This is a genomic window from Mesorhizobium sp. WSM1293 (assembly GCF_000513875.1).
Lineage (GTDB): Bacteria > Pseudomonadota > Alphaproteobacteria > Rhizobiales > Rhizobiaceae > Mesorhizobium > Mesorhizobium ciceri.
This window is the reverse complement of record NZ_AZUV01000004.1, coordinates 45813-58961: the sequence shown is the minus strand read 5'-3', so window position 1 is coordinate 58961 and position 13149 is coordinate 45813. Positions and strand designations below refer to the sequence as shown.

At 62.2% G+C, this 13149-nt stretch carries 18 protein-coding genes; 9 read left to right on the top strand and 9 right to left on the bottom strand.

Features of this window, described 5'->3' with window-relative positions:
* The first annotated feature begins 54 nt into the window (after positions 1–54).
* The 4 genes from trxA (at position 55) to M729_RS0105740 (ending at position 1555) form a co-directional block, all read left to right on the top strand.
* Entirely contained in the window at positions 55–378 is a 324-nt protein-coding gene (gene trxA / locus M729_RS0105755) for a thioredoxin (RefSeq protein WP_013528326.1), read from the top strand.
* Positions 379–506: 128 nt separating this feature from the next.
* Positions 507–788, top strand: a complete 282-nt coding sequence (locus M729_RS0105750) for a cupin domain-containing protein (RefSeq protein WP_027161024.1) — start codon at positions 507–509, stop codon at positions 786–788.
* A 108-nt stretch (positions 789–896) separates the two neighbouring features.
* Positions 897–1145, top strand: a complete 249-nt coding sequence (locus M729_RS0105745) for a hypothetical protein (RefSeq protein ID WP_027161023.1) — start codon at positions 897–899, stop codon at positions 1143–1145.
* Positions 1142–1555 carry a type II toxin-antitoxin system VapC family toxin gene (locus tag M729_RS0105740; RefSeq protein ID WP_013528323.1) on the top strand — a complete coding sequence of 138 codons (414 nt, stop codon included), beginning with the start codon at positions 1142–1144 and terminating at the stop codon, positions 1553–1555. Before M729_RS0105745 ends, M729_RS0105740 begins: the two co-directional genes overlap by 4 nt.
* 64 nt (positions 1556–1619) lie before the next feature.
* On the opposite strand, the gene M729_RS0105735 is transcribed toward M729_RS0105740, so the two are convergent.
* From M729_RS0105735 to M729_RS0105715, 5 genes are all read right to left on the bottom strand, one after another.
* Entirely contained in the window at positions 1620–2945 is a 1326-nt protein-coding gene (locus M729_RS0105735; protein WP_024501984.1) for a folylpolyglutamate synthase/dihydrofolate synthase family protein, read from the bottom strand.
* A gap of 118 nt (positions 2946–3063) precedes the next feature.
* Positions 3064–3990 (bottom strand): acetyl-CoA carboxylase, carboxyltransferase subunit beta, encoded by a 927-nt coding sequence (gene accD, locus M729_RS0105730; protein WP_013528321.1) that lies wholly within the window; start codon positions 3988–3990, stop codon positions 3064–3066.
* 101 nt (positions 3991–4091) lie between these two features.
* Entirely contained in the window at positions 4092–4931 is an 840-nt protein-coding gene (gene trpA / locus M729_RS0105725) for a tryptophan synthase subunit alpha (protein WP_027161022.1), read from the bottom strand.
* Between the two features lie 2 nt (positions 4932–4933).
* A complete protein-coding gene (gene trpB / locus M729_RS0105720; RefSeq protein WP_027161021.1) occupies positions 4934–6184 on the bottom strand; it encodes a tryptophan synthase subunit beta in 1251 nt (416 codons plus the stop codon).
* 91 nt (positions 6185–6275) lie between these two features.
* Positions 6276–6935: a phosphoribosylanthranilate isomerase gene (locus M729_RS0105715; RefSeq protein WP_024501981.1), complete on the bottom strand. Its 660-nt coding sequence runs from the start codon at positions 6933–6935 to the stop codon at positions 6276–6278.
* Positions 6936–7047: 112 nt separating this feature from the next.
* Here M729_RS0105715 and M729_RS0105710 point away from each other — a divergent pair, with 112 nt between their 5' ends.
* Positions 7048–7266, top strand: coding sequence for a hypothetical protein (locus M729_RS0105710; protein WP_013528317.1), 219 nt, complete (start codon positions 7048–7050; stop codon positions 7264–7266).
* A 5-nt stretch (positions 7267–7271) separates the two neighbouring features.
* Here M729_RS0105710 and M729_RS0105705 read toward each other — a convergent pair whose 3' ends face one another.
* The 4 genes from M729_RS0105705 to M729_RS0105690 form a co-directional block, all read right to left on the bottom strand.
* On the bottom strand, positions 7272–8030 hold the full coding sequence (locus tag M729_RS0105705; RefSeq protein WP_013528316.1) for a M48 family metallopeptidase: 759 nt from the start codon (positions 8028–8030) through the stop codon (positions 7272–7274).
* Between the two features lie 101 nt (positions 8031–8131).
* Positions 8132–8614, bottom strand: coding sequence for a DUF2852 domain-containing protein (locus tag M729_RS0105700; RefSeq protein WP_027161020.1), 483 nt, complete (start codon positions 8612–8614; stop codon positions 8132–8134).
* A 117-nt stretch (positions 8615–8731) separates the two neighbouring features.
* On the bottom strand, positions 8732–9874 hold the full coding sequence (locus M729_RS0105695) for a benzoate/H(+) symporter BenE family transporter (protein ID WP_027161019.1): 1143 nt from the start codon (positions 9872–9874) through the stop codon (positions 8732–8734).
* Positions 9874–10644 (bottom strand): alpha/beta hydrolase, encoded by a 771-nt coding sequence (locus M729_RS0105690; RefSeq protein WP_027161018.1) that lies wholly within the window; start codon positions 10642–10644, stop codon positions 9874–9876. Before M729_RS0105690 ends, M729_RS0105695 begins: the two co-directional genes overlap by 1 nt.
* A gap of 220 nt (positions 10645–10864) precedes the next feature.
* Here M729_RS0105690 and infC point away from each other — a divergent pair, with 220 nt between their 5' ends.
* The 4 genes from infC to rplT all read left to right on the top strand — a co-directional run bounded on the left by infC (position 10865) and on the right by rplT (position 13092).
* A complete protein-coding gene (gene infC, locus M729_RS0105685; protein WP_013528312.1) occupies positions 10865–11401 on the top strand; it encodes a translation initiation factor IF-3 in 537 nt (178 codons plus the stop codon).
* A 163-nt stretch (positions 11402–11564) separates the two neighbouring features.
* Entirely contained in the window at positions 11565–12212 is a 648-nt protein-coding gene (locus M729_RS0105680) for an isoprenylcysteine carboxylmethyltransferase family protein (protein ID WP_013528311.1), read from the top strand.
* A 181-nt stretch (positions 12213–12393) separates the two neighbouring features.
* A complete protein-coding gene (gene rpmI, locus M729_RS0105675; RefSeq protein ID WP_006201248.1) occupies positions 12394–12597 on the top strand; it encodes a 50S ribosomal protein L35 in 204 nt (67 codons plus the stop codon).
* A 93-nt stretch (positions 12598–12690) separates the two neighbouring features.
* Positions 12691–13092 (top strand): 50S ribosomal protein L20, encoded by a 402-nt coding sequence (gene rplT, locus M729_RS0105670; protein ID WP_013528310.1) that lies wholly within the window; start codon positions 12691–12693, stop codon positions 13090–13092.
* Positions 13093–13149: the final 57 nt, after the last annotated feature.

Here is a 13149-nt window from a genome sequence, read left to right as displayed (position 1 = left end):
GCGCGATCACCACCACATTTGGTGGGACAAAAACTTTCAAAAGGATTTTTCCATATGGCAACCGTGAAGGTCGACAAGAGCAACTTCCAGGCTGACGTGCTTGACGCCAACGTACCGGTCGTCGTCGATTTCTGGGCGGAATGGTGCGGTCCCTGCAAGATGATTGCGCCGGCGCTCGAAGATATCGCCACCGAACTCGGCGCCAAGGTCAAGATCGCCAAGCTCAACATCGACGAGAATCCGGAGCTTGCCGCCCAGTTTGGCGTGCGCTCGATCCCGACGCTGATGATCTTCAAGGGCGGCGAAATGGCCGACATGAAGGTCGGTGCCGCGCCGAAGACCGCGCTGTCGCACTGGATCAATGGCAACCTCGCCTGACCCATCTGAAATTCCTGATATCAAGCCCGGCCTCGCGCCGGGCTTTTTGTTGGCGTCATCGGTGCGTGGCTCTGGCTCTCGCATCCGGGCACTCCATGTCATCTGCTTGAGCCAGACAGGAGAACTCCATGACCGGATCCGCCAAGGCCACCGTCTTCATCGACAACGAGCGTGTCATCGTCACCGAATACCGCTTCGCGCCGGGCGAGAACACCGGCTGGCATCGCCACGGCCACGACTACGTCGTCGTGCCGCTGATGGACGGCAAGGTGAAGCTGTTGACCAAGGACGGCGTATCCTTCGCCGAGATGAAGAAGGGCGCGCCCTATTTCCGCAAGGAGGGCGTAGAGCACGACGTCATCAACGCCAATGAAGGCGAATACGCCTTTATCGAGATCGAGCTGAAGTAACGTCGCCTATCAATGCGCTGGAAATCCACCGCGTGATGGCACGCCATCAACTGCCACCTTGATGGCAGCAGTGGATCGGCCTATATCCGTTCTAAAAGGGAGTTCGAAATGGCCGAACCACAACTCTCAGTCCGAAGCGCAAAAGCACGCGACCTGGCTCATAGACTTGCTCGTCGTGAAAATCGTTCGATAGCCGATGTGGTCGAACGTGCGCTCGAATCCTACGAAATTCATGAAGCTGGCCGTGAACCTGCTTCCACCTTCTATGCCAGCTTGACTGCAAACCACGGCGCCGACATCGATCTGGAAAAGATCATTCGCGAAGGCCGCCAGGTTCATTCGGGACTTGAGCTTTGATTTTCGTCGATACCAACGTGATTTCGGAGAGTCTGAAGAAGGCGCCGGACCAAGCTGTCCTGGCATGGCTTGTCCGCAATGACGCTGAACTGGCACTTCCCACAGTGACGATTGCTGAAATCGCCTTCGGCATCCAAAAAATACGGCCTGATGAGCGTGCCGATCGGCTGGAGCAGGGACTTTCCCGGTGGCGCCATCGATTTGCCGGCCGGATTTTTGGACTGACTGAAGATGCTGCCTTGGCTTACGGCGAGATCATGGGGGCCGCGACACGCCAAGGTCGCGGCATGTCAGCCCCCGATGGCATGATTGCGGCGATAGCGCGCGTGAACGGTGGCCGGCTGGCAACGCGCAATCTCAGCGACTTTGGCACCACCAGCCTTGATCTGATCTCACCGTGGGATTTCTGAAGGTCGAAAGCCAAGGTTCGGCCTCAGCCGCCGCAGCCACCCAAGGCATGAATAGTCGCCTGCTTCAGGTCGGCGGGGTGCCGTTCTCGGCCAGCACCGCTCCGGTCAGATACAACGAACCGCTGATCAGGATGCGTGGCGACGGGCCGTCCCAGGTGTCGCGCAGCAGCATCAGCGCGCTAGCGACGGAACTCACCGGCTCGGCGGTCAGCCCGGCTTCCGTTGCGCGGATCGCCAGTTCGTCGTTCGGCACGCCGGCCTCGCTGAGGCTCACCGGCACCGTGTAGACATGCCGGGCGAGGCCTTTGAAGGCACGGAAATAGCCGCTCTGGTCCTTGGTGTTGATCATGCCCGAGATGAGGAACAGCGGACGCGGGTTCTTCTCTTCCTGCTCAGCCAGCGCTTCGGCAACCACCACGCCGGCGCCCGGATTGTGGCCACCGTCGAGCCAGATATCGGCGCCCTTGGGTGCCAGTTCGGCCAGCCGGCCCTGCACGAGCTTCTGCATGCGGCCGGGCCAAGCGACATTGACCATCGCCTTTTCGGCGGCGCGATGGCTGATCTCGAAACCGGCCGCTTTGACCGCGGCGATCGCCGCCGCCGCATTGGCGAACTGGTGGCGGCCGGGCAGCCTGGGCGGCGGCAGGTCCATCAAGCCGTCTTCGTCCTGGTAGACCATGCGGCCGTTTTCCTCGAAGGCAAGGAAGTCCTGGCCGTAGACGAAGGTGGGGCATTCAAGCCGCTCGGCGGTTTCGATCAGCACCTGCAGCGCCGTCTCGCTTTCCTGCGCGCCGATGACCACCGGACAGCCGGGCTTGATGATGCCGGCCTTTTCGGCTGCGATCAGTTCGACACGGTCGCCGAGATAGGCCTCATGGTCGAGCGACACCGGCATGATCACCGACACGGCCGGCTCCTTGATGACATTGGTCGCGTCGAAGCGGCCGCCGAGCCCGACCTCGATGATGGCGGCGTCGGCCTGGTGTTCGGAAAACAACAGGAAGGTGACGGCGGTGAGGATCTCGAAGACGGTGATCTTCTCGCCTTCATTGGCCCTGGCCGCACGGGCAATGGCATCGGCGAAAACCCTGTCCTCGACCAGCCTGCCGCCGCCATCGGCGGCCAGCCGGTAACGCTCATGCCAGTTGACCAGATGCGGCGAGGTATGGACATGGACGCGGTAGTCCGCAGCCTCGAGCAGGGCGCGTGAAAAGGCTGCGCACGAACCTTTGCCGTTGGTGCCGGCGATGTGGATGACCGGGGGCAGCCGGTCCTGCGGATTGTCAAGCCGCTCCAGCAGCCGCGAAATGCGGTCGAGCGAAAGGTCGAAGCCTTTCGGATGAAGCGCCATCAGGGCTTCGATTTCGCGGTCGGCGGCAAGCGTCGTCATGGTGGAATCCTAGCGCATGAGCCTGAAAACCAGAATCGGTTTCGGATGGCCATGGCAATCAAAGGCTACAGCGCGCCGAAGCCCTCGTGCAATCGCGGTCGCGGCGCTTCGTGTCGCTTCAGGCTTGCGGCCGAGCTTCCGCGGCAACCACCGCCGGCGGCAGGATTTCCGGCTCCAGCGTTTTTTGCTCTTCCGGCAGCTTGAGCAGCATCTTGAGCAGGCGCGCGATCGTTTCACGCATTTCCAGCCTGGATACGACCATGTCGACCATGCCGTGCTCCATCAGATATTCGGAGCGCTGGAAGCCATCGGGCAGTTTCTCGCGGATCGTCTGTTCGATGACGCGCGGTCCGGCAAAGCCGATCAGCGCGCCGGGCTCGGCGATGTGCACGTCGCCCAGCATGGCGTAGGAGGCGGTCACGCCACCCGTGGTCGGGTTGGTCAAAACGACGATGTAGGGCAGGCCGGCTTCCTTCAGCCGGTCGACACCGACCGTTGTCCGCGGCAATTGCATCAGGGACAAAATACCTTCCTGCATGCGGGCGCCGCCGGAAGCGGCAAACAGGATCAGCGGCCGCTTGCGCTGCAGGGCCACTTCGAAGCCGTGCACGATGGCGTCGCCGGCGGCCATGCCGAGCGAACCGCCCATGAAGGCGAAGTCCTGCACCGTAACCACAACCGGCAGACCCTCGACGGTGCCCAGCGCATTGATGATCGCGTCCTCAAGGCCGGTCTTGGCCTTGGCGTCCTTCAACCGGTCGACATAGCGCTTCTCGTCGCGGAATTTCAGCGGATCCTGCATGACCTTGGGGTTGTCCAGGGTCTCGTATTTGCCGCCATCGAAGAAGAATTTCAGCCGCTCCTTGGCCGAGATCTTCATGTGATGACCGGACGAGGGAATGACGAACTGGTTCGATTCCAGGTCCTTGTGGAACACCATCTCGCCGGTCTCCGGATCCTTGATCCAGAGATTCTCGGGCATGTCGGTGCGCCGGCCGAGCATCGAATTGATCTTCGGGCGAACGTAATTGGTGATCCAGTTCATCGCTTCGGCTCCTGTCCTGACGAAGAGTTGCTAATGCATGTCGCCCAAAAGTGTGAACCGGTTCTGGGATAACGACATGCACAAGACCTGACGTAGGGAAACTATTCGGCAGCAGCAAGGCGGGCCGAGCGCACGCCTTGCGCTAGGCCGCTGACCAGCGTGGCGACGGCCTCGGCCGGATCGGCGGTCTTCTCGCCCTTCGGCCCCAGCACATTGGCCACCGCATTGACGATCGCGGTGCCGACGACGACGCCGTCGGCATTAGCGCCGATCACCCGGGCCTGCTCGGCGGTCTTGACGCCGAAGCCGACGCAGACCGGCAGGTCGGTGTGGCCCTTGATGCGCTTGACCGCCGCCGCCACCTTGCCGGTGTCGGCCAGCGCCGAGCCGGTGATGCCGGTCATCGACACGTAATAGACGAAGCCCGACGTGTTCTGCAGCACCTTGGGCAGGCGTTTGTCGTCGGTCGTCGGCGTCGCCAGCCGGATGAAGTTGATGCCGGCTTTCAATGCCGGAATGCACAGTTCCTCGTCCATCTCCGGGGGCAGGTCGACGACGATCAGCCCGTCGATGCCGCTGGCGATCGCGTCCTTGAGGAAGCGGTCGACGCCATAGATGTAGATCGGATTGTAGTAGCCCATCAGCACGATCGGCGTTTCATTGTCGCCAGCGCGGAAGTCGGCCGCCATCTTCAGCGTCTTGGCCAGCGTCTGGCCGCCTTTCAGCGCCCGCAAGCCCGCCGCCTGGATCGCCGGGCCGTCGGCCATCGGATCGGAGAACGGCATGCCGAGCTCGATGATATCGGAACCTGCGCCCGGCAACGCCTTCATGATCGACAAAGAGGTATCGTAGTCGGGGTCGCCGCCCATGAAATAGGTGACGAGCGCCGGGCGGCCTTCGGTCCTGAGCTTCGCCATGCGGCGGTCGATGCGGGTGGCCATGATCAGATCTCCATGCCCAGCATGCTGGCCACCGTGTGCACGTCCTTGTCGCCACGGCCGGACAGGTTGACGATGACGATCTGATCCTTGTCCATGGCAGGCACGATCTTCACCGCATGCGCGATGGCGTGCGCCGATTCCAGCGCCGGGATGATGCCTTCGACGCGCGTCGTCAGCTTGAAAGCCTCCAGCGCCTCGTCATCGAGAATGGGTACATATTCGACCCGGCCTGAATCGCGCAGCCAGGAATGCTCCGGCCCGACGCCGGGATAGTCGAGGCCGGCCGAGATCGAATGGCCGTCCATGATCTGGCCGTCGGCGTTCTGCAGGAGATAGGTGCGGTTGCCATGCAGCACGCCGGGCGCGCCGGCATTCATCGAGGCGCAATGCTCGATGCCGTCGAGACCGCGACCGCCGGCTTCGATGCCGATGATGCGGACCTCCTTGTCGTCTAGGAAGGGATGGAACAGGCCGATGGCGTTCGAGCCACCGCCGACAGCGGCGATGATGGTGTCGGGCAGCCGGCCTTCCTGCTCGAGGATCTGTGCCCGCGCCTCGATGCCGATCACCGACTGGAAGTCGCGCACCAGCTCCGGATAGGGGTGCGGGCCGGCGGCGGTGCCGATCAGGTAATAGGTGTCCTCGACATTGGTCACCCAGTCGCGCAACGCCTCGTTCATGGCGTCCTTCAGCGTGCCGTGGCCGGCGGTCACCGGGCGCACTTCGGCGCCGAGCAGCTTCATGCGGAAGACGTTCGGGCTTTGCCGGGCAACGTCTGTGGCGCCCATGTAGACGACGCAGGGAAAGCCGAAGCGGGCCGCAACCGTGGCCGAGGCCACGCCGTGCTGGCCGGCGCCGGTCTCGGCGATGATGCGCTTCTTGCCCATGCGCTTGGCCAGCAGGATCTGGCCGAGGCAGTTGTTGATCTTGTGCGAACCGGTGTGGTTCAAATCCTCCCGCTTGAAGTAGACCTTCGCGCCGCCCGCGAGGCCCCTGGCCGAGGAAACCTCACGAAGATGCTTCGTGAGGCCTTCGGCGAAATAAAGCTTCGACGGCCGTCCGGCATAGTGGGTCGACAGGTCAGTCAGCTCAGCCCTGAAATCCGCATCGTTCTTGACCTCGTTCCAGTGCCGCTCCAGATCGAGGATCAGCGGCATCAGCGTTTCGGCAACGAAACGACCGCCGAAAATGCCGAACATGCCCTGTTCGTCGGGCCCGGTGCGGAAGGAATTGGGTGTCGCCGGCTTGTTCATCGCCGATCTCCTGGCATCTTGACTATGAGGCATGTCCTTGTCGGAAAACCGGTTCCCACTTTTCCGGGACATGCTCTGGTTTGAGGCACCACTAGGCTGCGCGGGTGTTCCGCGCGGCCCTGACGGCCCGGAAAAACTGTTCGATCAGCGCCGGATCCTTGACGCCCGGCGCGCTTTCCACGCCTGAAGAAATGTCGATCCCAGGCGGGTTGGCAAGCCGAAGGGCATCGCCGATATTGGCGGCGTTGAGCCCACCGGAAAGCATGTAATCGACGCCGCCGTCAAGGCCGGCGAGAATGCGCCAGTCGAAGGCAACACCATTGCCGCCCGGCAGTTCGGAGCCTTTCGGCGGCTTGGCGTCGAACAGGAACCGGTCGGCTATGCCGATGAATGGCTTCATTCGTTCGAGATCGGCGGCCTCGCTGAGCGGCAGCGCCTTCATCACGGGCAGGCCATAGCGGGCTTTGACCTCGGCGACGCGCTCGGGCGTTTCCGCGCCGTGCAGCTGCAGCATGTCGGGCTGCATTTTGGCAACGATTTCATCCAGGAAGGCGTCGCCGGCATCGACGGTGACGGCAACCGCCATCGCCTTGCCGCGCGCGGCCTCGCGCAGACGGCCAGCCTCGGCAGGTTCGACATAGCGCGGGCTTTTGGCGAAGAAGATAAACCCGACATGGCTGGCGCCGCCGGCCAGCGCCGCGGCCATTGCCGCGTCGGTCTTCAAGCCGCAGATTTTGATGTCGAGTGCCATGGCGCGGGAATTGGCATGAAAAGCGATAAGAGTCGAGAAAAAGCATGCTGTTTGCCGGCACGGCCAAAGGCGCTACCTATGGATGGACAGGACGCAAGGCGGGAGCACGATCATGGCCGACAGAACCGTAGCCGAACTCAGGCAGAAGATTGCGCAGGCGCGCGAGGTCATCGCGCACCTGATCGACAAGGCCGCCTTCAATGGCGCCGAGGCGCACCGCGCGCTCGACTATTTCGGCGGCGATGAGTTCGACGGCAATTTCCTGCCGTGGCCGCATCATGGCGATGAGGGGTTGCGGCCCGAAGACTTGAACGCCGCCAACGACGATTGAGCGATCTACTCGAACATGATCGCCTGCAGCGCACCGCCATTGCGCTTCAGCCAGTCCTTGCAGCGATCGGTGTCGGGGCAGAGCTTTTCGCACAGTTTCCAGAATTTCGGGCCGTGGTTCATCTCCTTGAGATGCGCCACTTCATGCGCGACGAGATAGTTGATGACCGGCGACGGCGCCATCATGATGCGCCAGGAAAAGGACAGATTGCCTTCGGAGGTGCATGACCCCCAGCGGCTTGACGTGTCCTTGAAGCGGATCGCCTTGGCGCGCTTGCCAAGCGCCTCGGTGTGCTTGGCCACCAGCTTCTCGATTTCCTTCTTGGCCTCGCGCTTGAGGAAATCGGCGAGGCGGCGCGGCAGATGTATGCGGTCGCCATGCACGATCAAGAGCGGACCACGTTCGTCGCGCGACACGGTGACGGTGCCGCGCTTTGACGGTTCATGGACGATGCGGTGCGGCACGCCGCGCACCGGGATCCTGATGCCGGGCCGCACCTGCGGCCGCGTCGGCACCTTGGCCAGTCGCTGCTCCAGCCAGTCCTGATGCCGCTCGAGGAACCTGTCCACTTCGCCGCGGCGCAGGCCTGGCGGCACGGTGATGCGCAGACCCTGGCCGCCTGAATCGATACGCAGCGTCATTCGGCGCGCCCTGGCGCTCTCGACGATCTTGAGCGGCAGCGTGCGACCGGCGACGCAATATTCGCGCTCCACGACAGGCGTGGGCTTGGGCTTTGTCAGATTGCGAAAGAAGCCGAGAGTCATGGCGGGACGATACGCGATTCGAGAAAAACGACTAGAACAAAAAAGAAACGGCGCCGCTCGCGCGACGCCGTTTTTTTTACGATGTGACCAGTCGCCGGATCTCAGTCGTCAAGCAGGTTCGAACCCTTGCCACGCTTGGTGGTCGTCGTTCCGGTGCCCGGATCGGTCTTCGTCGGCGCCTTCGACTTGTTGCGGTTGGCCATGAAGCGGTCGAACTCGTCCTGGTCCTTGGCGCGGCGCAATTCGCGGGCGTATTCGTCGAACTGGGTCAGCATCTCGTCGAGCTTGCGGCGCTCTTCGTTCAGCCGCTCAAGTTCCTTTTCGCGCCAGTCGTCGAAAGCGACGTTGCCGGTGCGGGCGGAACCATTGCCCCAGCGCGCGGCCTTGTCGGAACCGCGGCGGCAACCGGCGAAGATGCCGTCGGTCGCGCGGTTGACGTCACGCTTGAAGCCATCGAGGCGGTCGCCCCAGATGATGTAGGCGAGCATGGCGAAGCCGAGTGGCCAGAACACCATGAAACCCACAACCATCAACGCGATGGTTGCCGGCGTCCAGGCCGGACGGATCAATGCGGATGTGTTCATTTTCTCCCATTCCTTCGGTTGGAGACAGCCAAACCCGGCTGCGTGGAATCGAAATGGGAAGAGAAAAACGGCGATTCAAGACAATGTCCGCCAAATCCGGACAAGCATCTGAAATGTTTATCGCTTTTTGATCATATCGAGGAAAAGCACGACCAGCCCGGCAATCAGGCCCCAGAATGCGGCGCCAACGCCGAACAGCGTCAGACCCGACGCGGTGACGACAAAGGTGACGGTGGCGGCCATGCGATCCGCCTCTTCCTTCAGCGCGATAGAAAGCGCGTTGGCGAGCGACGCCATCAGCGCCAGGCCCGCCACCAGTACGATCAGGCTCTGTGGCAGCACCGCGAAGATCGCCACCAGCGAAGCGCCGAAAATCGCAAAGATGAGATAGGCGAGCGCATAGAACGGCCCGGTCTTCCAGCGCTCGGCGGGGTCGGGGTGGACGTCCGGCCCGGTGCAGATCGCCGCCGAGATCGCCGCCAGATTGGTGGTCGAGCCGCCGAACGGCGCCGACAGCAGCGAAAACAGGCCGGTGACGCCGATCAGCGGGCCGGGCTCCGGATGGTAGCCGGCGGCGCGCAGCACGGCGAGGCCGGACAGGTTCTGCGAAGCCATGGTGACGAGATAGAGCGGCAGTGCCAGCCCGATCACCGCCTTGGCGGTGAAATCAGGCGCAATCAGCGTCAGCGTCGACAGTTCCGGTGTCGGCAGGCCGCCGACACGGCCGGTGAGGAAAGCGGCGAGGCCACCGCCGATCAGCACCGCCAGCACCGACAGCGCCGGGTTGAACAGCCGGATGATGAAGAAGGCTGCAATCAGCGGCAGGATCAGCCACGGGTCGATGGGAATGGTCTTCACCGCATTGAGCGCGAAGGTGACGACGATACCGGCCAGCATGCCCGAGGCGACGGAAGGCGGTATTCTCGAGATCAGCTTCGTCAGGGGCCGAAACAGCCCGGTGGCGATCAGAAGGACGCCGGTGACGATGAAGGCGGCGACGGCCTCACCCATCGAAAAGCCGCTCGATGCCGCGATCAGCGCCAGGCCCGGCGTCGACCAGGCGGTGATGACTGGCATTTTCGTGCGCCATGACAGCCACAGGCTCTCGATCGCCATGGCCAGGCAGATCGTCGTCACCCAGCTTGCCGTCTCGATCTGCGTCGCGCCGACTGCGTTGGCGGCGGCGATGACGATGGCCAGCGTGCCGCCGAAGCCGACGATCGCCGCGACGAAGGCGGATATCGGAATGGAAAGGCGCATCAGTTTCCCCTCTGCGCCATCGCATCGACGGCCCGCACCAGCATGTCGAGATCCTGCGGTCGCGACAGGCGATGGTCGCCGTCAGGGATCAGCGACAGGGTCACGTCGTCGGCGGGCAGCAGGCTGACCAGCTTCAGTGCATGGCTTGCCGGCACATCCGCATCGGCCAGGCCCTGCAGGATATGCACCGGGCAATGGGTGTCGATCGGGCCTGTCATTGTCAGGTTGTCGCGCCCGTCCTCGATCAGGGCGCGGGTGTAGATGTAGGGTTCCGTGGAATAGTCCGACGGCTCTTCGAAGAAACCTTTTTTGGCGAGATCGCGCTTCTGCGCCTTGGTCAGCACCGGTTCGATCAGTTCAGCGGTAAAATCCGGTGCCGGCGCCAGCAGCACCAGGCCGGCGACGTTGCTGTCATCAGCCTTGCGCAATTCCTGCACCATGCGCAGCGCGATCCAGGCGCCCATCGAGGAGCCGACCAGGATCTGTTTGCCCTTGGTGAAATGCCGGAACACGGCAAGGCTTTGTGCAAGCCATGTCGAAATCGTGCCGTCGGCAAAGGCGCCGCCGGATTCGCCATGGCCGGAATAATCGTGGCGCAGAAAGGCGCGGCCTTCTTTTGCCGCCCAGTCCGACAGCGTCTGCGCCTTCGCGCCCAGCATGTCCGACTTGTAGCCGCCGAGCCAGACGATGCCGGGCGCAGAGCCAGCAGTATGGCGCACCGCGATGCGCGATCCATCGACATCCATAAAGACGGGGGGCGTTGCGGTCATGGCTTTTTCCTCAGGCCCTCTTCTGGCGCGGGATTCTTGTGGCACGGTCGGTGGCGTGGCGAAAAGTGCTCACTATGTTCTTTGTTTGGTGCAGGACAGCGATCAGGGTGATTTTCTGTCAATGCTGTGCTATTGACTCCGCCCGCGCGCTCACCACATTGGCGCGTCCATGCATCAACACTGACAAATCCTGAACGAAACGGCCAAGGAGACCACGACCATTCGCAGACCTTTCAAAGCAGCGGCGCCGACCAAGGATGGCCCGCGCTCCAACCGTGACATCCGGGTTCCCCGGGTCCAGCTTATCGACGCCGAAGGCCAGAACCGCGGCGATGTTTCCATCAACGACGCATTGCTGCTGGCCGAAGAGGCCGGGCTCGATCTCGTCGAGATATCGCCCAACGCGGTGCCCCCCGTCGTCAAGATCCTTGATCTCGGCAAGTTGAAATACGCCAACCAGAAGAAGGCGGCCGAGGCGCGCAAGAACCAGAAGGTCATCGAGATCAAGGAGATCAAGATGCGCCCGAACATCGACAGCCATGACTACGAGACCAAGATGAAGGCGGTTCGCCGCTTCTTCGAGGAAGGCGACAAGGTCAAGCTGACGCTGCGCTTCCGTGGCCGCGAGATGGCGCATATGGAACTCGGCATGCAGCTTCTGAACAAGGTCCGCGAGGAAGTGGCGACGATTGCCAAGGTCGAAGCGGAACCGAAGCTCGAAGGCCGCCAGATGATGATGGTGCTGTCGCCGCGCTAAGATCTGCATCGGCGCGTATCTAGGATCACGATGACGTCAGGCTTGGCCATCGCGCTTAAATCCGCCTGAATCACATCGCAAGGCGTCCCGGCGATCGGCGGGACGCCTTCTTCTTGTTCAGACGCTGCGATCGCCGGCAAAATTCCTGACGATCGGATTCACTATGGTCGATGAAGTCAAGGTTTCGGACGTGGACTTCAAACACGGGCTGGGCAATTACCAGCATATGCGCCGGATAGTGCTTGCCGTTCTCGTGGTCGTGCTGTTTGCAGCATTGCTATTTGGCCAATCGACGTTTCCGCCCGACACAGCCGTGCACGAGACGATCGAAATGTTCGGCGTGCTGCTGATTTTCCTCGGCATCGTGGGCCGCCTTTGGGCGACACTCTACATAGGCGGGCGCAAATCGTCCGAGGTGGTGACTGGCGGGCCTTACTCGATCACCCGCAACCCGCTCTATGTGTTCTCGACCGTAGCCGCAGCCGGTGTCGGCGCGCAGATCGGTTCGTTCTCCGGTATCATCCTCTTCGGGCTTTTGTGCGCGGGGGCGTTCCATATCGTCATCCTGCGCGAGGAGAAGTTCCTCAAGGAAGCGCTCGGCGCGCCGTATCAGGCCTATCTGGCGCGGGTGCCGCGCTTCTTCCCGAAACTGTCGCTCTACCAGGAGGGCGATACCGGAAACTTCAAGCCGCGCCTGCTGTTGACCACGCTGCTCGACGGCCTGGTGTTTCTGATCGCGCTGCCGGCCTTCGAATTGATCGACGGCGCCCAGCTGTCAGGCATGTTGCCGGTCTGGTTCACGCTGCCCTGACGAGGACACAGCGCCGCATCTCCACAGGTGTTGCGCGCGGGCCGTCTTTGACGTATAGCACCGCCGTTCAAGAAAACCGCCCGGCAGGGCATGCCGTGGCGGTTTCATTTGCTTTTCGGGCTTTGGTCGGCCTGAAGCGAACAAGAAGCGCGATAGTGCGCCAACAATACGGAGTAGCAAAATGCCCAAGATGAAGACCAAATCGGCCGCCAAGAAGCGGTTCAAGATCACAGGTACGGGTAAAGTCCTGTCGGCTGCGGCCGGCAAGCGTCACGGCATGATCAAGCGTTCCAACAAGTTCATTCGAAATGCCCGCGGCACGATGGTTCTGGCTGAACCGGATGGCAAGAAGGTCATCAAGAATTTTCTGCCGAATGGCCTCTAAGGCATTCGGTCCGGACACGCATTTGTTTTACGCAATTCCGAACGGAAAACCGCAAGGCACTTTTCCTGGAATTGCTTTTAAGGAGATCATGACATGGCACGCGTAAAAAGAGGCGTCACTTCGCACGCCAAGCACAAGAAGGTCCTGAAAGCCGCGAAAGGCTTCTACGGCCGCCGCAAGAACACCATCCGCATCGCCAAGCAGGCGGTGGAAAAGTCGCTGCAATACGCTTACCGCGACCGCAAGAACCGCAAGCGCTCCTTCCGCGCGCTGTGGATCCAGCGTATCAACGCCGCGACCCACGAGCATGGCCTGACCTATGGCCGCTTCATCGACGGCCTCAACAAGTCGGGCATCGAGATCGATCGCAAGATCCTGTCGGACATGGCCATCCACGAGCCGCAGGCTTTCGCGGCCCTGGTCGCCAAGGCCAAGGTGGCGCTCGAATATCTGAAGAACACCACGCCGAACGCTTTTGAAAGCGCTGTCGCCTAAGACCAGCGCTTCCCAAGCATTCGCAATTCTGATTTGGGGAACCCGCGCTGGTACGGC